Source organism: Myxococcus stipitatus DSM 14675 (genome assembly GCF_000331735.1).
In the GTDB taxonomy this organism is placed as follows: Bacteria; Myxococcota; Myxococcia; order Myxococcales; family Myxococcaceae; genus Myxococcus; species Myxococcus stipitatus.
The window spans coordinates 7,063,300-7,080,842 of record NC_020126.1 but is presented as its reverse complement, the minus strand read 5'-3'; the positions used below and the strand labels follow the sequence as shown (position 1 = coordinate 7,080,842).

The following is a 17,543-nucleotide window of genomic DNA, read 5'->3' as shown; positions in this document are numbered from 1 at the left end:
CCGACCCGTGACGTTCTGGAGCTGACGCCCCGTCGCCTCGACGGCGCGTCACTCTTGAAACATCGAACAGGGGGGACTCCCATATGAAGCCGAGCCCGAAGAATCCTGGCGCGGAACGAATCTCCAACGAGATTCCAGATCCACCACCGGAGCGGGACCGGGGCCTTCGTGCCCCAGTCGAAGAGGAGGCGGACAGCTTCTCCGCGCAGCTCGCCATCCCCGTCACGCCCTCGCCGGGCGAGACACCCGCGAACGACGACCGCTGAAACACGAAACAGGTGTTTCAGGGTTTCCGTAGTTTGCTGAAGATTTGCTTGTTTTTCGGGCGTTTCTCGTGAGGAGAGGCGCCCTTTTTATTTTCAACCGAGTCGCTCAAGAAAAAGGGCTCGGCGCGTATTTCAGGAGGAAGGGGCGGGCGACGGGGGAGTAACGCTGCTTCGACTGCATCGCGACGAGGGGGGAGTGATGTTCCGAGGTGATGCGTGGGACCAGGGGGGGACGCACGGGATGTGGGCACCGGAGGAGGGGCGTGGGGCAGGGGGAGCCTGGGGGGCGTTGTCGGGGGGGGATGAGGAGCGGGAGTCGGGCGGGTGGGGCTGCACGCGGTGGACCGCTTCAGAGGGGGATGAGCAGGACCAGGAGGAGCGGGAGGTGGCGCTGCTCCTGGAGGACGACCTGGATTTCCAGGTTGCGAGTTACTGAGGTTCGAGGCGCGAGGGTTTGGGCGCGCTTCACACTGGCTGGCGGCGTCGGGGGACGACCGCCACCTCTGCGGTTGGCGTCGTGACAGGCGGGGGGATGTGACGCGAATGGCCTGAGGGTCGTGGGGGGGCGTCATCCGCGAGGGTTGGGGTGGAGCGACAGCGGGCGTGGGCGGTAGATCGCGCCCCAGGTCCTCCGCCTCCGGAGTCTCCAAGGGCTCCGGAGGTGGGGGACTTCGGTCTCGGGTCCATCAGGCGATAGGGTGTGGCTCCTGGCTGATTCGGAGTCCCCATGACCCTGTTGAAGTGGGCGGTGGTCCCGCTCGTGCTGCTCTCGGCGTGTTCGTCTTCCCGGAAGGAAGGGGCGGGCGCGGAGCCGCACCGGTTGTTGCCCTTGTCCCAGCAGCTCGCGCTCCGGCAGACCTGGCTGGAGAAGCGCCACGGCATGCTGCTGGAGATGATGCGCCGCCATGGCGTGGGCATGTGGATCATCGTCAACGAGGAGTTCCATGATGATCCGCTCACGCAGTTCGTGGCGCCGCCGCTCCCGTACGCGGGCAATCGCGACATCTTCGTCTTCGTGGATGCCGGGGCGGACGGCCTCCGGCGCGTGGCGTTGACGGGCTACGGGGAGGAGGCGCTCCAGCGCTTCTTCGAGATTCCCACCGAGGGCAGGTCCCCGGCGGAGTTCCTCGCGGAGCTGGATGCGCGGCACCAGCCCCAGCGCATCGCCCTGTCGACGGGCGGCAAGCGGGGCGTGACGCGCAGCCTGACGCGGGATGGCTACCTCTTCTTGAAGGAGGCGCTGGGAGCGGGCGCGGAGGCGCGGTTCGTCAGCGCGGAGCCGCTCATCGAGGAGTACCTGGACACGCGCATCCCCGAGGAGTGGGAGCACTACCGGGGCATGGTGGCGCTCACGGACGCCATCGTGAAGGAGGCCCTCTCCTCCGCGGTGGTGGTGCCGGGGCGGACGACGGTGGGCGACGTGCGCCGCTGGCTCTACGACAAGGTGGGCTCGCTGGGCGTGGGCACGTGGTTCCAGCCGGACCTGCGCGTGCAGCGCCAGGGCGGACTGGGGACGACGTCACGCGGATTCCTGGCCGTGGCGAAGGAGAGCGTGGTCATCGAGCGGGGAGATTTGATCCACGTGGACTTCGGCATCAGCCACCTGGGCCTGCACACGGACTGGCAGAAGATGGCCTACGTGTTGCGCGAAGGGGAGACGGACGCCCCCGTGGGCTTGAAGAACGCGCTGGCCAACACGCACGCGCTCCAGGACGTGTTGATGTTGAAGGCCTCGCGGCCGGGCCGCTCCTCGGCGGACGTGTTCCACGAGACCATGACGGAGATGGGGGCGCGAGGCATCCAGGCGGATGTGTACAGCCATCCCTTGGGGAACCAGGGCCACGCGTTGGGCGCGTCCATCGACTTCCGGTCCGCGAACCGCAAGGAGGCACCGAAGCCGCTGCGAGAGGGCTCGTACATCGCCATCGAGCTCAGCACGACGACGCCTGTGCCCGAGTGGGGCGGGCAGAAGGTCGCGGTGATGGAGGAGGACCCGGCCTATCTCACCGCGGAGGGCTGGAAGTTCTTCGTGCCTCGGCAGGAGGCCTTCTACCTCATCCGGTAGCGGCGCCTTCAGAAGCCCAGCCCCAGTCCCACGCCCAGCGCCCACATCCGCGAGGGGCTTGGTGACGGGGGCGCCTCCGGGTCTCCCAGGTCGATGCGCACGCCGGCCCGCGCGAACAGCGGGCCCAGGTGGACCCGGAGGAAGGGCTCCACCGAGGCGCGTGCGTTCTCTCCATCCCAGGTCGCCTTGGAGAGGTGCGGGGAGACCACCTGCAGCTTCACGCCGGGCTCCAGCAAGCCCAGTCCGAGCGCGGCCTCCAGGCTGCCCTGCGCGACGAAGTGGGTGTCTTGGGTGGCGCTCGACGTGGGCACGAGCATTCCGAACGCCACGTCCGCGCGAAGCTGGAGCCCCGGCAGGTCCAGGCCCAGCGTCAGGGGCACCACGAAGGACGTGGTGTCGAGCGCCCACAGCCACGGGTCGGCGAGGCCGCGCACGGCCGCGGCGGTGTCGTAGTTGAGGCCCTCGGCCTGGGCGGCGCGAGGAGCGTCGGGGCCCGCGTCGTTCCTGCGGGCGAGCGGAACGGCGACGGCCACGCCGATGCGCGTGAAGAGGGCGTCATCCGCGAAGCTGCTGACGTGGTGCAGGCCGATGAGCAGGTTGGAGGAGCCGGAGTGACTCTGGCGACCCACTGAGTCCCGGCGAGGCTCGAACGACGTGTAGGGCATGCCCCAGTCGAGGCGGAGCTGGCCGCTCTCCGACACGCGGAAGCCCGCGGACAGCGTGGGGGAGACGTGCCGGGTGGACACGTTGCGCAGGCGATGGGCCGAGGAGAACGTGAGCGTGGTGGCGAGGAAGTTGTCGGGCTCGCGCACCTGCGCCTGGGCCCGCGGCGCGGCCAGCAGTCCCAGGAAGAAGGCGAAGAGCCATCCCGCGCTCCGGCGGTGGAGCGTGCGGGAGGAATGAGACGTCGGCATGGCGGTGCATCCGTCGAGGACTCGTCCGGCTCACGGCCTCGTGCTGCTGCAACACCCATGAAGACGGGAAGGGTCACCGTCATTTGCCCGAGGCGTGCTTTTTCTTCGCTCCGCCCCGAGCGCGCCTTCACTCGGGCGTCGTCGTCCCACGCCCGGACACGTCGACCCAGGTGAGCCCGAAGCGCGCGAGGTATTTCTTGAGGCGGTCCGCGTCGTTGACGCTCGCCTTGCGTGCGCGGGATTGGGTGAAGAGCACGCGCCCCGCCTCCGACAGCGAGCGCACGCCCTGGCAGACGCCCAGCACGTCCGCGAGCTGCACGCGGTCGAACCGGTCCAGCTCTTGCGCCAGCTCCTCGCCCATCACCTCGGCGACCTTGTCTCCGGTGCCCGTGGCGCGCAGCGGGCCCGGGCGCGTGCCCCCGGTGCGCCACTGCGCGCGCAGCCGCTCCAGCTCTTCATCCACCACGTCGCGGGTGATGCGTCCACCGGGCGCGAGGGTGGCCATGCGCAGCACCGCGGCGTTGAGGTCCCGGAAGTTCCCCGTCCACCGCGCATCGGGGGAGGTGGCGAAGCGCAGGAAGCGCTCCTGGGCCTCCTTGTTCAGGGTGATGCGTGTGCCCATGGTCTCCGAGGCCCGGTCCAGCTCGTAGAGGAGGTTGGGGGCGATGTCCTCCGGACGCTCGCGCAGCCCGGGCAACTGGAAGGTCCACAGGTTGATGCGCGCGAGCAGGTCTTCTCGGAAGCGGCCTTGTTCGACGTCGTCTCGCAGGTCGCGGTTGGTGCCGGCGATGAGCTGGAAGTCGCTCTCCACCTCGCGGTCCGAGCCCACCGGAAGGAAGCGCTTGTCCTCCAGGGCCCGCAGCAGCATGGCCTGCTCGTCCGCGCCCAGTTCGCCAATCTCGTCCAGGAACAGCACGCCGCCGTGGGCCTGTCGCAGCAGGCCGGGGCGGTCCTGGAGCGCGCCGGTGAAGGAGCCCTTCACGTGCCCGAAGAGCGCGGACATGGCGCCGTCACCGCGCAGCGTGGCGCAGTTGAGGTCCACGAAGGGCCCGCTCACGGTGGCCCGGGTCTTCTTCAGGGTGTAGATGCGCCGCGCGAGCTGCGACTTGCCCGCGCCGGTGGGGCCGGTGATGAGCAGCGGCGCGCGTGAGTTCGTCGCCACCTGTTCGATGCGCTCGATGAGTCGGTTGAAGGCGGCGTTGCGGGTGTCGATGCCGGACTTGAGGAAGGACAGGCCCTCGCGCTGCTCCTGTTGGAAGCGCTTGGCCAGCGTGTCGTAGCGCGACAGGTCCAGGTCGATGAGCGTGTGCGTGCCCGCTCTCGAGCTGTCCCGCTTCTCGGGAGACAGCTGCACCAGCCGCCCGGGGATGAGCCGGCTCTCCACCAGGAGGAACATGCAGATCTGGGCGATGTGCGTGCCCGTCGTGATGTGGACGAGATAGTCCTCCTCCTCCGGGTTGAAGGGGTACGCGCGCACGTAGTCGAGCAGCGCGCCATACGTCTCCTCCAGGTCCCACGGGTTGCGGATGGCCATGGGCACGGTGCGCACCGTGGTCTCCGGGGACACCTGCCGGATGTCCGCGACCAGCGTCCCGGCGATGGCCGTCGCTCCGGGTGGGTGCAGGAGCTCCAGCCGGTGCACCACCAGGTCCTCCTGCTGGCACAGCGCCACCGTGGGCCGCCACTTGGACCACCGCTGCGGCCCCTGGCCCGTGTCGAGCGTCGTCCCGAGCATGCCCAGGACCACCGTCTGCCTCGCCTTGGTTTTCGCCATTCCGATAGGACTTTATCTCAGCAGATACGGTTTGGGGGTGATTCGTGGCGGCTCCCCTCGGAGAAGGGGTTGGCACGCGGGCTGCTCTAGGGGTGTCCGTGCCCGGGACATCGAGCCCAGGGCGAACGACCGAAAGGTGCAGGCCATGAATCAGAATCCGGTGAACTACGAGGTGCTGTCGGACGAGGCGGGTCGCCCCATCAAGGCGTGGACGGTGGGGGTGCCCTTCGAGGACGAGGCCAAGAAGCAGCTCCGGAACGTGCGTGGCCTGCCCTTCATCCACAAGTGGGTGGCGGTGATGCCGGACGTGCACCGCGGCTACGGCGCGACGGTGGGCAGCGTGGTGCCGACGGTGGGCGCGGTGGTGCCGGCCGCGGTGGGTGTGGATATCGGCTGCGGCATGATTGCGGTCCGCACGACGCTGCGTGCCGACCAGCTGCCGGACTCGCTGCGTGGGGTGCGCTCGGCCATCGAGCGAGCGGTGCCGCATGGCCGCTCGGATAACGGCGGCCGCAACGACGTCGGCGCGTGGCGTGTGGCGCCGGCTTCGCATCAGCAGGCGTGGGCGCGATTGGTCGAGGGGTATGACCGCATCGTGGCGAAGCACCCGCGCATCGGCCGTGGGCCGGAGCTGGCGCACCTGGGTACGCTCGGCACGGGTAACCACTTCATCGAGCTGTGCCTGGACGAGTCGGATGGCGTGTGGCTGATGTTGCACTCCGGTTCGCGTGGCGTGGGTAACCGCATCGGGAGCTACTTCATCGAGCTGGCGAAGGAGGACATGCGCCGCTGGTACATCAACCTCCCCGACGCGGACCTGGCGTACCTGCCGGAGGGGACGGAGCACTTCGAGGACTACGTCTTCGCGGTGAGCTGGGCGCAGGACTTCGCGGCGACCAACCGCGAGATGATGCTGAAGGGCGCGGTCGAGGCGCTTCAGCTCAGCGGCGAGCTGCCTCCGTTCGAGCTGTCCGACTCGGCGGTGAACTGCCACCACAACTACGTGGCGCGTGAGAACCACTTCGGGAAGAACTGCTTCGTGACGCGCAAGGGCGCGGTGCGAGCGCGTGAGGGTGACCTCGGCATCATCCCCGGCAGCATGGGGGCGCGTTCGTACATCGTCCGTGGGAAGGGGAACGCGGACAGCTTCCATTCCTGCAGCCACGGCGCGGGCCGGGTGATGTCGCGTGAGGCGGCGAAGCGGCGCTTCACGCTCGAGGACCACGAGAAGGCGACGGCGGGCATCGAGTGCCGCAAGGACGTGGATGTGATTGACGAGACGCCGGCTGCGTACAAGCCCATCGATGCGGTGATGGCGGCGCAGGCGGACCTGGTCGAAGTGGTCCACACGCTGAAGCAGGTCGTCTGCGTGAAGGGGTAGTCGAGGCTGTTGGAGACAACCCCAGACACGCGAGGTGACCATGCCGGGATGACGACACCGAGGCGCCCGTTTCCCCCAAGAGGCCGAAAGGCCGCCAGGATGGGGAAGCGGGCGCCGCTATTTCGTGAAGGGTGTCAGAATGCCCGGCGGGTGACGTGAGGCGTGGGGCTCAGGAGACGACACACATGTTGCGCATCGATGGTTCCAAGGGAGAGGGCGGCGGGCAGGTGTTGCGCACGTCGCTGGCGTTGTCGCTGGTGACGGGGACGCCGTTCACGATGACGAACATCCGCGCGGGGCGGGCGAAGCCGGGCCTCCTGCGCCAGCACCTGACGGCCGTGAAGGCGGCGGAGTCGGTGGGTGCGGCCGAGGTGTCCGGCGCGGAGCTGGGCTCTCGCGAGCTGACCTTCCGTCCCCGCACGATTGCCGCGGGCAACTACCACTTCGCGGTGGGCACGGCGGGCAGCGCGACGCTGGTGTTCCAGACGGTGCTGCCCGCGCTGCTGCACGCGGCGGAGCCCTCCACGCTGGTGTTGGAGGGAGGGACGCACAACCCCGCGGCGCCCCCGTTCGACTTCCTCACCCGGGCGTACCTGCCGCTCTTGAACAAGATGGGGCCGGAGGTCTCCGCGACGCTGGAGCGTCCGGGCTTCTTCCCCGCGGGCGGCGGGAAGTTCCGCGTGGACCTCCAGCCGCGCGCGCTGAAGCCCCTCTCGCTGTTGGAGCGCGGGCGGGTGCTGCGCCGCGAGGTGAAGGCCGTGGTGGCGATGATTCCCTTCGACGTGGCGAAGCGGGAGATGGAGACCGCGGGGGCGCTGCTCAAGTGGCGTCCGGACGAGCTGCGTGTGGAGGAACTCAAGCGCACCGCGTGTCCCGGCAACGTGCTGGTGGCGGAGGTGGAGAGCGAGCACGTCACCGAGGTCTTCACGGGCTTCGGTGAGCGCGGCAAGCGCGCGGAGGTCGTGGCCGAGGAGGTGGCGTCGGAGGTGAAGCGCTACCTGGACGCGGAGGTGCCGGTGGGCGAGCACCTGTGCGACCAGCTCCTGCTCCTGTTCGCGCTGGCGAAGGGTGGGACGTTCCGCACCGTGCCGCTGGACGGCCATGCGGTGACGCAAATCGAGACGATGTCGCACTTCCTCGAGGTGAAGGTGGACGTGCGAGAGGTGTCCCGAGAGGTCCGCGAGGTGGTGGTTCGCGGCTGAACCCTCCTGGGTGAGGGGGCCGGGGCGGAAGCTCCGTGACGCCGGGTGGAGGAGGGGCCGGCGGGGCAGTCGAGCAGGACTCCTCGCGGGAGGCTCGCAGCGGGGCGGCGCCTGGGGGGCACGGGACGGCCGCTGCGCGCGCGCGATTCCATTGCTATGAAGCCGTTGTGTCCGACGTCACCGAGCCCACAGCGTCTCCCCTCGACTCCGCGCTGGCCCGCGCCAGTGAGGAGCTGGGTCTGCCCAGCTACTACCAGTCCTGCGTGCGGCCCCTGCTGCGCAACCCGGAGGGCCGCTGGCCCCGGTGCTGTGGCGGCGGCTGTGAGCCGTGTGCCCAGACGCTCATCCAGGTGGCGCTGCGCACCCTGGAGCTCGTGGGCACGCCTCGACAGGCCCCCTTGCCCGACTGAGTGCGCCCCATGGCCTCTTCCCAGCCGCTGCTGCTCGTCGACGACGATGCCGCCTTCCGCAAGGTCTACGGCAAGCTGCTGCGCGACGCGGGGCATGACGTGGTGGAGGCGGGGGACCGTCCCTCCGCCCGCGCGGCGTTCGAGGCACGGGCGTTCCCGCTGGTCCTCCTGGACCTGATGCTGCCTCCGGACGGCAGCGTGTCCGCGGGGCTGGAGGGCCTGGCCGCGCTGCTCGATGCGAGGCCGGGCACCAAGGTCATCGTCATCTCCGGCGTGGGGGACACGCGCCACTCGCTGGAGGCGATTCGCCTGGGTGCGTACGACTTCCTCACCAAGCCGGTGGACCCGGATGTGCTCCTGGTCGTCGTGCAACGCGCGCTGGCCCGCGTGGCCCTGGAGCGGCAGGTCGAGGCGCTGCGCACCTCCCTGGAGCAGGCGTCCAGGGACGCGGCCATGGTGGGGCAGAGCCCCTCGTTCCTCGCCGCTGTCTCCCTGGCCGAGCGGGTGGCGACCAGTGACTTGCCGGTGCTCGTCACCGGAGAGAACGGCACGGGCAAGGAGCTGCTCGCGCGAACGGTGCACCTCAAGAGCCGCCGCCAGTCGGGCCCCTTCATCCCGGTCAACTGCGGCGCGCTCCCCGAGACGCTGCTGGAGAGCGCGCTCTTCGGCCATGTGAAGGGCAGCTTCACCGGGGCGACGCGGGACCATCGAGGCCTCTTCGCCGAGGCCGATGGCGGCACGCTGTTCCTGGACGAGCTGGGCGACATGACGCCGGCCCTCCAGGTGAAGGTGCTGCGTGCGTTGGAGACCGGAGACATCCTGCCCGTGGGCGCGGACCGCCCGGTGCACGTCGACGTGCGCCTCATCTCCGCGACGCATCGGGACCTGGGCCGCATGCTCCAGGAGGGGGCGTTTCGCGAGGACCTCTACTGGCGTGTGAAGGGCGTGGAGGTCCGGCTGCCCGCGCTGCGTGAGCGCGCCCTGGACCTGCCGCTGCTGGCCACGCACTTCCTCAACCAGTGCGCGCACCTGTGTCCGGATGGTCGGGCCCGGTTGTTGTCGGAGGCCGCCGCGGAGGCGCTCGCGGCGCATGCCTGGCCGGGCAACCTGCGTGAGCTCCGGCACGAGATGCAGCGCGCGACGGTGCTCGCGGGAGAGCGTCGCGAGCTTCAGCCCGAGGACCTGTCCTTCACCGGAAGCGAGCGCCCGCGAGCAGCTCCCACGGGCGCCACCACGCTGGCCGCGAAGGTGGAGGCGCTGGAGCGCCGTGAAATCGAGGAGGCCCTGAAGCGCCACGGTGGCAACCGCACGCACTCGGCGGAGGCCCTGGGCCTGTCACGACAGGGACTCCTCAAGAAGCTGGACCGCTACGGCCTGACGTGACGCTAGAAGAGCCGCGCGCCCAGGCCCGCCTTCAGCGCCCAGCCCAGCCGCGTGTCGGAGAGGCCCGCGCGCTCCCGGAAGGCCTCCAGCCCGAGCTGTCCCGCGAGCAGCACGGACATGCCGTTGCCCAGGTACACCTCGACGCCGCCACCGCCGAGCGCCTGCACCCGCCGCGACTCCGACTTGGAGAGGCCGATGTCCACCGGCACATCCACCAGGCCGAGAATCGACACCGTCTCCGCCACCCGCCAGTTCACGACCAGGCCCGGTGACATGCGCAGCAGCACGCCCGAGAAGTTCTGGTCGTCCATGTACGTGGAGCCGGAGTTGAACACCACGCCCAGGCCCAGCGACGGCGCCAACGACACGGAGCCCTGCTCGTACACCTTCAGCCGCCCCACCAACTCCAGCGCCGCGGAGATTTGAAACCAGTTGAAGCGCGCGCGCGCCTCCAGCTCGACCAGGGAGAGGCCCTGGCGGAAGCCCACGCCCAGCTCGGGCGCTCCCGCATAGCCATACAGCGCCGTCGTCCGGCCGGGCAGCGTCGCGGGCGCAATCACCGCGCCCATCCGGTCCTCGTCGTCCGAGGAGAGCGGCGTCTGCGCCACGTCGACCTGTCCCGCCGCTCCGGGTTGAGCGGGAGTGGCTGGCTGGGCCGCCGAGGTGGAGGCCAGGAGCAGCGAGGACGCCAGGAGGGCCCGAGAGACGAAGTGAGTCATGCCGCACACCCTACCGCGCCATGCTGGTGACGGAAACTCAACGATTCCGAGGGCTTGTGTCGAGGTTGCGATCTTGTCTGGGTTCGCTGGAATAATTTCGTATCCATGACTGCCGTGTCTACCCAACACCCCCCGCGTCCTGTCCCGGTGGCCTCGGTGCCTTCGGAGGTCGGGGGGCGTCGTCGAAGCGGGCGGAGTCGGGCGCGGGTGCTGCTGGTGGACTCGGATGCGGGCGCGCAGTCCGCGCTGGCGGCGGCGCTGGTGGAGGCGGGCTTCGAGGCGCTGCTGGTGAGCGGCGCGCAGGCCGCGCTGGAGTCGCTGGCGGCGGAAGGGCCGTTGCCCAGGTTGGTCATCTCGGAGGTGGAGCTCCCCGACGGGGATGGCTTCGGCCTCTGCGGACAGATTCGCGCGGACGTGCGCACCGCGCACTTGCCGGTGTTGCTGCTCGCCAGGCGCGTGGAGGAGTTTCATCGCGACCTCGCGGGGGGCGTGGGCGCGGACGACTATCTGGCGTGGCCGGTGGCGGTGGAGGACGTGGTGTCGCTGGCGCGGCTCAAGTCGGGGCGCGCGACGGGGACGGCCACGTTCGCGTCACACACCGCGCGGCTGTCCTTGTCGCAGGTGACGCGGGCGCTGTTGTCGGGAGTCCGCTCGGGACGGTTGGTGCTGGCGGAAGGGGAGGGCTGGTTCGCGTTCCGCCATGGCCTGGTGGTGGATGCCCTGTTCCACGGCGAGCGCGGGAGCCTGGCCTTCCGCCGCATGCTGGGCTTCGCCAGTGGCGCGTACGAGGTGGCGCTGGGGCCGGAGCTGCACAAGGGCTCGTTCACGATGGACCGGGCCTATCTGTGCGAGACGGTGTTGCCGGCGCTGGAGCGCTTCGATGCGCTGAGGGCGCGAGGCTTGCCGCTGGCGTCCCGGCTGACGGTGGACTTCACGCGGCTGGCGGCGGAGCTGCCCTCGCTGCCCGAGGACGTGGGCGAGGTCGTGCGACTGTTCGATGGGCGACGCACGATGCGCGCGGCGCTGCTCGAGTGCCGCTACCCGGAGGTCGTGGCCTACGAGGCGGCGACGCGGCTGTTCGCGCTGGGAGTGCTCGTGCCCGCTTGTCTCATCGAGGAGCGCGAGAAGGCGAGTGGCTCGTCGGGCCCGACAGGGTTCTTCGAGCCCATGCCCTCGGTGGAGTCCGAGCCCGAGCTCGTGACGACGGCGGCGCGACAGGACGCGGACTGAAGAGGGTTTGACTCCACGCCCCGGGCTGGGAGAGAAGGCCGCCCAGGGGCGATACCTTCATGTCTGGTCACAATCGATGGTCGAAGATCAAGCGCCAGAAGGCCGCGATGGGCGCGACCAAGGGCAAGCTCTACTCGAAGGTCATCAAGGAGATCACCGTCTCCTCGAGGCTGGGCGGGGGAGACCCGAGTGGCAACGCGCGGCTGCGCGTGGCGTTGGGGTTGGCTCGCGAGGCCAACATCCCCAAGGACACCATCGAGCGCGCCATCAAGAAGGGCACCGGTGAGCTGGAGGGGGAGAGCTACGAGGAGGTCATGTACGAGGGCTACGGCCCCGGCGGCGTGGCGGTGCTCGTGGAATGTCTCACCGACAATCGCAACCGCACCTCCGCCGACGTGCGCTCCGTGTTTGGCCGTCACGGCGGCAACCTGGGCGCCGAGGGCGCGGTGGCCTGGATGTTTCACAAGAAGGGTGTCGTCACCGTGAAACCAGGCCCCGCGGAGGACGCGGTGCTGGAGAAGGCGCTGGAGGCGGGAGCCGAGGATGTCTTGCCCCAGGGCTCGGACGGCTTCGAGGTGCGCACCGCGCCCGCGGACCTGCACACGGTGGCCGTGAGCCTGGAGTCGGCGGGCCTGTCGCTGGGTGAGCAGAAATGGATGTATCTGCCGCAGAATACCGTCCAGCTCGACGGTGATAATGCGAAGAAGATGCTCAAGCTGATGGACGCGCTCGAGGACAACGACGACGTGCAGAACGTGCACGCGAACTTCGAGATGGACGAGTCCTTGATGGAGTCCCTGTCGCAATAACGGCGGGTGGAACGGAGCAAACGGTGCGCGTTCTCGGGGTGGACCCCGGCAGTCGCTTCATGGGCTACGGCGTGGTGGAGGAGAAGCGAGGCCGGCTGGTGCACGTGGGCCACGGCGTCATCAAGGTCGATGAGACAGCGCCCCTGGCCTTTCGCCTGAAAGAGCTGCACGCGGCGCTGTCCGCCCAGATTGCGCGGTTCCACCCGGAGGCCGTGGCCGTGGAGGGCGTGTTCACCTTCCGCAACGCACGCAGCGCGCTGGTGCTGGGCCATGCGCGCGGCGTGGCGCTGCTGGCGGCGGCGCAAGGGGCGCTGCCTGTCTTCGAGTATCCGCCCGCCAAGGTGAAGAAGTCGGTGGGCGCGGGCGGCGCGGGCGGCAAGGACGCGGTGGCGCGGATGGTGCGGACCTTCCTGGGGCTGGAGGCCTCGGAATTGGGCCGCGCGGACGCGAGCGACGCGCTGGCCGTGGCGCTGTGTCACCTCAATCACGGCCGCGCCGCCATTCCGATGGCGGGCTCGGCTGGCAAGAAGCGCAAGGGCGCCGCGGCGCTCCTCGCGGACAGATTGGCGCCGTCCTACCGGCGCCCGGAGGCGGGATGATTGCTCGGCTGCGTGGCGTGGTTCTGGAGAAGGATGCCGAAGGCGCTGTCATTGACGTGCAGGGTGTGGGCTACCAGGTGAACTTCTCGTCGCTGTCGCTCGGCAAGCTGCCCCCGGAAGGGCAGCCCGTCGACGTGCGCGTGCGCACCGTCGTTCGCGAGGACGCCTTCGACCTCTTCGGCTTCCTGTCCAAGGCGGAGGAGGACGTCTTTCTCCTGCTCAACGGTGTCTCGCGCGTGGGGCCCCGCATGGCGCTGGGCGTGCTGTCCGGCATGGAGGTGCCGGAGCTGGTGGCGGCGCTGTCTCGTGGAGAGGTGGCGCGGCTGGCCAAGATCCACGGCGTCGGAAAGAAGACCGCCGAGCGGCTGGTGCTGGAGCTCAAGGACAAGATGAAGACCGTCCACCTGGAGGCGGTGTCCCGAGGTACCGCGCCAGCACCCGAGGGGGGGACACACTCCGACCTCGTCTCCGCTTTGCTCAACCTGGGCTACAAGCCCCCCCAAGCGGAGAAGGCCGCGGAGCTCGCCACCAGCCGGCTGGGCGCCGACGCCTCCTTCCAGGCCCTCTTCCGCGAGGCCCTCAAGTCCTTGAGGGCCGGCGGCTGACGGCTTCTCGACGGCCCGGGGGTTGTTTCTGACCTGGGGAGATCAAATTCAGGACCTCCAGGACTAGCCCGCACAAGCATCTCTCCTTTGAGAAAGCGAAACGGTCCGGGGTCCGACGTGCCCGGTGTCCGCTTGGTGGCAAGGGTCGGCGCGCGTCGCAGGATGGCGGACACCCTGGGCACCCCTCTTCCCACAGTGGGTAGTCAATTCCGCCAGCGGTGACACTTTCCAGCCACAGCGGTGGCGGCAGTGCTCCACCCAGGACAAGGAGTTGCTCACATGAAGGCATGGCGTGGCATCCCGATGTTTGTGTCCGTTGTGTTGGGGGGGCTCACCGCGGTGGGGTGCGGTGCTCCGCTGGAGGAGCGCGACTCGAGTGTCGTGGGGGGGGAGGCGGCGCTGGAGGACGCGCCCGAAGGGCCGCTGGCTGTCGAGGTTCCGACGGCGCGCCGCGAGTGTGGACCGGACCGCGTGGGGCCTCCGGGCTCGAAGCCGGAGTGGCTGGCGCGGGGCGAGGGTCGGCTGTTCTACAGCGCGGAAGGGGTGGAGCAGGGGCGCGAGCTGTGGAGCAGCAGCGCCGGAGGGACCGAGTGCGCGGACGTGGTGAAGGACATCCGCCCCGGGCCCATGGGCTCGGTGCCGCGCTTCCTGACGCCGCTGGGCAAGTGGGTGCTCTTCGTCGCGGATGACGGTCAGCACGGGCCGGAGATGTGGCGCACGGATGGCACCGCGGCGGGCACGGTGATGGTGAAGGACGTGTGGCAGGGCGAGCGAGGCTCCGCGCCGCGTGCGCTCACCCGCGTGGGGAATTGGATCTACTTCGTCGCGGAGGACTTCGAGCACGGCCAGGAGCTGTGGCGCACGGACGGCACGGACGTGGGCACCCAGCTGGTGCACGAGTTCCAGCCCGGCGCGGGCTGGCGCCAGCTCACGGGGTTGGTGGCGTGGGGAGACCGGCTCGCGCTGGTGGCGTACTCGGCGGACTCAGCGGTGCTGTGGAGCGTGGACCCGCGAGGGCTCGCGCGTGCGCACTTCCACTCCCCGGTGGGGGTGTTCTTCTCGCTGACGGCGGTGGGCTGCCGCCTGTTCTTCCTGCGCGACATCGGGACGGATGTCGCGGAGCTGTGGGTGACGGCGGACCGTCCAGGCTCCGCGGAGAAGGTGCGCGACTTCACGGGAGAGATTCCGTCGTACCTCACGTCGATGAACAGCATGTTGTTCTTCGTGGCGGGCTCGGACGGGTACTTCGGGGAGAAGGGCGACACGCGCCACGGGGGGGAGCTGTGGCGCAGTGATGGCTCGGCGTCGGGCACGCGCCTGGTCCGCGACATCTGGCCGGGGCCCAAGGGCTCGCTGCCGACCAGCCTCGTCGTGATGGATGGCGTGCTCTACTTCGCGGCCGAGGATGGCTGGCGCGGGCGCGAGCTGTGGCGCAGCGACGGCTCCGCGCTGGGGACGTGGATGGTCTGGGATATCGAGTGGGGCTCGACGGGGAGTGACCCGGAGCAGCTCGCGGCGGAGAACGGCTGGCTGTTCTTCTCCGCGACGACGTCCCGCTACGGCCGCGAGGCCTGGACCAGCGACGGCTGGCTGTGGCGGACGCGCCGGCTGACGGACATCGCGCCGGGGACGTCGTCGTCGGACCCTCGCTCGTTCGTTCGCGCGGGGAACGAGGTGTTCTTCCTCGCCGGGGACGTGCCCATGAACGAGGCGCTGTGGGCGGTGCCCTTCCGCCCCGCGTGGCCGTGCGCGCAGTCGGGTGAGGATGCGCAGGGATGTCAGTGACGTCAGGCCGCGCGCCGGTGGGCGGGCGTGGGGCGCACGTCTCCGAAGTTGGGCGCGGGCAGGACGATGGTGGGCGCGAAGCCCGGCGCCAGCAGGTGGGCGGTCAGCACCGAGGACGGGTGGCAGTTGATGAACGAGCGCTCCACCGCGGAGGGGCCCGCGAAGAGCTTCTCCACCACCATGGACGAGTACTGCGCCAGCGAGTCCTCTCGCGTGTTGCCGTTGAGCATGACCTCCCAGCCCATCTGTTCGGCGAAGCGGCGCACGCCGGGGATGGCGGACAACAGCGGCGTGTAGCTCTCGGTGGCGACGCCGTTCTCGCTGGTGACGAACACCTCGCGCGACGTCGCCACCGCCAGGGACATGTTCCCGCGCGTGTGGCCCGGGGTGAAGAGCAGGGCCGCGCCCACGCCCAGCCAGGTGTCTCCCTCCAGGCACACCACGCGCTCGTCGGGCACGTCGGCGCCGCCGGGGACGCACCACACGGATTGCAGCGGGTGCGGCTCCTTCACCGCGTCCCATTCCTCGCGCTGCACCAGCAGCCGGGCCCGAGGGAAGTACGCCGTCGCTCCGCCCCCTCCCAACCAGCCGCGCAGGTCCTGCAGGTGCAGGTGGTCGAAGGCCACGTAGTCCACGTCCGCGGGCGTCAGCCCCAGTGACGCCAGGTGACTGCGCACCGTGCCGCGCCGGGTGGACATGAGCTTGTCGGAGACGAAGGGGCCGTAGCGCTCGCGCAGCGAGTGGTAGAAGGGCGCGGTCTGGCTCCGCTCGTAGTCGGTGGGGTTGAAGAGCAGCGTGCGCCGCACGCCCTCGGTGTCCACGAACTGCACCACCTGCATCCGGTGGGTCAGCATCACGTAGGGCGCGGGTGACAGGCTCGCGCCGCTGAAGGCGAACAGCGCGGGATATGGGAAGGTGACCAGTTCGCAGGTGGCGACCGCCGCCACCGGGCCTTCCTGGACGAAGTGCTCCCGCGCGAGGAGCGCCGCGCGCCGCAGCTTCTGCAGCCGAGGTCCTGGCAGCGGCTCGGCGTGGGCCTCCCCGAGGAAGGGCAGGGGGCGGAAGGCGGGGCTCTGGCTCATGGGCTCACCGTGGAGGCGCGGGGAGGGGGAAGCGGGTCGAGAGGGTGGAGACATTTTCCCCCGACCTGGACGCGTCCGCGCGCCTCGCTGCTCGAGGACCGGGTCCGAGCGTCCGCCAGTCCACACGCCTTGCCCTCGTTCGTCGGGGAGACCTCACCCTCCGCGAAGCCACCCGCACGCGAGGCCCGGGCCGGCGCTTCAGGCCCTGGCCGCCTGGCGTGCGAGGCACCCCGCTGGAAGGGTCCGAGGATGTGGGCGACAGACGGGGCCTTCCTGTATAGGGTCCCATGGTCATGGCGAGGAAGTCCGACACTCTCTCCGAAGAGGTCCTCCCGGAGGACGTCCGGCTCGAGGCCTCCCTGCGTCCGCGCTCGTTCGACGAGTATGTGGGGCAGGGCCCCGTCGTCGAGAAGCTCAAGGTCTACGTGCAGGCGGCCAAGAGCCGCGGCGAGGCGCTGGACCACTGCTTGTTCTCGGGCCCCCCGGGTCTGGGCAAGACGTCGCTGGCGCACATCATCGCCAACGAATTGGGCGTGGGCATCCACGTGACGAGCGGCCCCGCGCTCGAGCGCAAGGGCGACCTGGCGGGTCTGCTGACCAATTTGGACGCGCGCGACGTCCTCTTCATCGACGAAATCCACCGGCTCAACGCGGCGGTGGAGGAGTACCTCTACCCGGCGATGGAGGACTTCCGGCTGGACATCACCATCGACACGGGGCCGGCCGCCCGGGCGATGAAGATAGACCTGCCTCCCTTCACCCTCATCGGCGCGACGACGCGCACGGGCCTCCTCACCTCGCCGCTGCGAGACCGGTTCCAGATCCAGGAGCGCCTGGAGTACTACGACGCGAAGGCCCTGGAGCTCATCCTCCACCGCTCCGCGCGCATCCTGGGCATCCCCTTGGAGAAGGACGCCGCCCGCGAGGTGGCCACTCGCTCCCGAGGCACGCCGCGCATCGTCAACCGGCTCTTGCGCCGGCTGCGCGACTTCGCGGAGGTGGAGGGCAACGGCCGGATTACGTTGGAGCTGGCCAAGAAGTCCCTGGACCGGCTGGGGGTGGACGCCAGCGGCCTGGACTCCATGGACCGGAAGATCCTCCTCACCATCCTGGACAAGTTCGGTGGGGGGCCGGTGGGCGTGGAGACCATCGCCGCCAGCGTGGGCGAACAACGCGATACGATTGAGGACGTGTACGAGCCATTCCTCATGCAAGAGGGCTTCCTGCAGCGCACGCCCCGGGGCCGGATGGCCACGCATCGCACCTACCAGTACTTCAAGAAGCCGCTGCCACCCACGCCCCAGGGCAGCCTCTTCTGA

General features: G+C 69.8%; 16 protein-coding genes. 12 read left to right on the top strand and 4 right to left on the bottom strand.

What is annotated here, in order from left to right:
• The first annotated feature begins 83 nt into the window (after positions 1-83).
• Positions 84-266: a hypothetical protein gene (locus MYSTI_RS27160; protein WP_015351012.1), complete on the top strand. Its 183-nt coding sequence runs from the start codon at positions 84-86 to the stop codon at positions 264-266.
• Between the two features lie 727 nt (positions 267-993).
• Positions 994-2,331 (top strand): M24 family metallopeptidase, encoded by a 1,338-nt coding sequence (locus MYSTI_RS27150; RefSeq protein WP_015351010.1) that lies wholly within the window; start codon positions 994-996, stop codon positions 2,329-2,331.
• Between the two features lie 8 nt (positions 2,332-2,339).
• Here the strand turns inward: MYSTI_RS27150 and MYSTI_RS27145 are convergent, their stop codons facing one another.
• Both MYSTI_RS27145 and rtcR read right to left on the bottom strand, forming a co-directional pair.
• Positions 2,340-3,245 (bottom strand): hypothetical protein, encoded by a 906-nt coding sequence (locus MYSTI_RS27145; RefSeq protein ID WP_015351009.1) that lies wholly within the window; start codon positions 3,243-3,245, stop codon positions 2,340-2,342.
• Positions 3,246-3,372: 127 nt separating this feature from the next.
• On the bottom strand, positions 3,373-5,019 hold the full coding sequence (gene rtcR, locus MYSTI_RS27140) for an RNA repair transcriptional activator RtcR (RefSeq protein WP_015351008.1): 1,647 nt from the start codon (positions 5,017-5,019) through the stop codon (positions 3,373-3,375).
• A gap of 145 nt (positions 5,020-5,164) precedes the next feature.
• Here rtcR and MYSTI_RS27135 point away from each other — a divergent pair, with 145 nt between their 5' ends.
• The 4 genes from MYSTI_RS27135 (at position 5,165) to MYSTI_RS27120 (ending at position 9,395) form a co-directional block, all read left to right on the top strand.
• Positions 5,165-6,400, top strand: a complete 1,236-nt coding sequence (locus MYSTI_RS27135) for an RtcB family protein (RefSeq protein ID WP_015351007.1) — start codon at positions 5,165-5,167, stop codon at positions 6,398-6,400.
• 185 nt (positions 6,401-6,585) lie between these two features.
• Positions 6,586-7,602 (top strand): RNA 3'-terminal phosphate cyclase, encoded by a 1,017-nt coding sequence (gene rtcA / locus MYSTI_RS27130; RefSeq protein WP_015351006.1) that lies wholly within the window; start codon positions 6,586-6,588, stop codon positions 7,600-7,602.
• A 167-nt stretch (positions 7,603-7,769) separates the two neighbouring features.
• Entirely contained in the window at positions 7,770-8,012 is a 243-nt protein-coding gene (locus MYSTI_RS27125; protein WP_015351005.1) for a hypothetical protein, read from the top strand.
• Between the two features lie 9 nt (positions 8,013-8,021).
• On the top strand, positions 8,022-9,395 hold the full coding sequence (locus MYSTI_RS27120) for a sigma-54-dependent transcriptional regulator (RefSeq protein ID WP_015351004.1): 1,374 nt from the start codon (positions 8,022-8,024) through the stop codon (positions 9,393-9,395).
• 2 nt (positions 9,396-9,397) lie between these two features.
• Here MYSTI_RS27120 and MYSTI_RS27115 read toward each other — a convergent pair whose 3' ends face one another.
• The gene (locus MYSTI_RS27115) at positions 9,398-10,114 is read right to left on the bottom strand and encodes a hypothetical protein (RefSeq protein WP_015351003.1); all 717 of its coding nucleotides are present in this window, start codon (positions 10,112-10,114) and stop codon (positions 9,398-9,400) included.
• A 207-nt stretch (positions 10,115-10,321) separates the two neighbouring features.
• On the opposite strand from MYSTI_RS27115, the gene MYSTI_RS45390 reads away from it, so the two are divergent.
• From MYSTI_RS45390 to MYSTI_RS27090, 5 genes are all read left to right on the top strand, one after another.
• Positions 10,322-11,344, top strand: a complete 1,023-nt coding sequence (locus tag MYSTI_RS45390) for a response regulator (RefSeq protein ID WP_015351002.1) — start codon at positions 10,322-10,324, stop codon at positions 11,342-11,344.
• 59 nt (positions 11,345-11,403) lie between these two features.
• Positions 11,404-12,153: a YebC/PmpR family DNA-binding transcriptional regulator gene (locus tag MYSTI_RS27105; protein WP_044281436.1), complete on the top strand. Its 750-nt coding sequence runs from the start codon at positions 11,404-11,406 to the stop codon at positions 12,151-12,153.
• Between the two features lie 23 nt (positions 12,154-12,176).
• Positions 12,177-12,752, top strand: coding sequence for a crossover junction endodeoxyribonuclease RuvC (gene ruvC, locus MYSTI_RS27100; RefSeq protein ID WP_015351000.1), 576 nt, complete (start codon positions 12,177-12,179; stop codon positions 12,750-12,752).
• A complete protein-coding gene (gene ruvA / locus MYSTI_RS27095; protein ID WP_015350999.1) occupies positions 12,749-13,357 on the top strand; it encodes a Holliday junction branch migration protein RuvA in 609 nt (202 codons plus the stop codon). Before ruvC ends, ruvA begins: the two co-directional genes overlap by 4 nt.
• Before the next feature lie 279 nt (positions 13,358-13,636).
• Complete coding sequence (locus MYSTI_RS27090; RefSeq protein WP_015350998.1) at positions 13,637-15,142, top strand: ELWxxDGT repeat protein; 1,506 nt, start codon at positions 13,637-13,639, stop codon at positions 15,140-15,142.
• A 2-nt stretch (positions 15,143-15,144) separates the two neighbouring features.
• On the opposite strand, the gene MYSTI_RS27085 is transcribed toward MYSTI_RS27090, so the two are convergent.
• Positions 15,145-16,224, bottom strand: coding sequence for an MBL fold metallo-hydrolase (locus MYSTI_RS27085; protein WP_015350997.1), 1,080 nt, complete (start codon positions 16,222-16,224; stop codon positions 15,145-15,147).
• A 287-nt stretch (positions 16,225-16,511) separates the two neighbouring features.
• Between MYSTI_RS27085 and ruvB the strand changes: the two genes are divergently transcribed.
• A complete protein-coding gene (gene ruvB / locus MYSTI_RS27080) occupies positions 16,512-17,543 on the top strand; it encodes a Holliday junction branch migration DNA helicase RuvB (protein ID WP_015350996.1) in 1,032 nt (343 codons plus the stop codon).

Bases quoted from the DNA above. Each gene is read 5' to 3' on its own strand.
- MYSTI_RS27135 (WP_015351007.1), top strand. From the start codon at position 5,165: ATGAATCAGAATCCGGTGAACTACGAGGTGCTGTCGGACGAGGCGGGT.
- MYSTI_RS27115 (WP_015351003.1), bottom strand. From the start codon at position 10,114: ATGACTCACTTCGTCTCTCGGGCCCTCCTGGCGTCCTCGCTGCTCCTG.
- rtcR (WP_015351008.1), bottom strand. From the start codon at position 5,019: ATGGCGAAAACCAAGGCGAGGCAGACGGTGGTCCTGGGCATGCTCGGG.
- ruvB (WP_015350996.1), top strand. From the start codon at position 16,512: ATGGTCATGGCGAGGAAGTCCGACACTCTCTCCGAAGAGGTCCTCCCG.
- MYSTI_RS27090 (WP_015350998.1), top strand. From the start codon at position 13,637: ATGAAGGCATGGCGTGGCATCCCGATGTTTGTGTCCGTTGTGTTGGGG.
- MYSTI_RS27150 (WP_015351010.1), top strand. From the start codon at position 994: ATGACCCTGTTGAAGTGGGCGGTGGTCCCGCTCGTGCTGCTCTCGGCG.
- MYSTI_RS27105 (WP_044281436.1), top strand. From the start codon at position 11,404: ATGTCTGGTCACAATCGATGGTCGAAGATCAAGCGCCAGAAGGCCGCG.
- MYSTI_RS27085 (WP_015350997.1), bottom strand. From the start codon at position 16,224: ATGAGCCAGAGCCCCGCCTTCCGCCCCCTGCCCTTCCTCGGGGAGGCC.
- ruvA (WP_015350999.1), top strand. From the start codon at position 12,749: ATGATTGCTCGGCTGCGTGGCGTGGTTCTGGAGAAGGATGCCGAAGGC.
- MYSTI_RS27120 (WP_015351004.1), top strand. From the start codon at position 8,022: ATGGCCTCTTCCCAGCCGCTGCTGCTCGTCGACGACGATGCCGCCTTC.
- MYSTI_RS27145 (WP_015351009.1), bottom strand. From the start codon at position 3,245: ATGCCGACGTCTCATTCCTCCCGCACGCTCCACCGCCGGAGCGCGGGA.
- rtcA (WP_015351006.1), top strand. From the start codon at position 6,586: ATGTTGCGCATCGATGGTTCCAAGGGAGAGGGCGGCGGGCAGGTGTTG.
- MYSTI_RS27160 (WP_015351012.1), top strand. From the start codon at position 84: ATGAAGCCGAGCCCGAAGAATCCTGGCGCGGAACGAATCTCCAACGAG.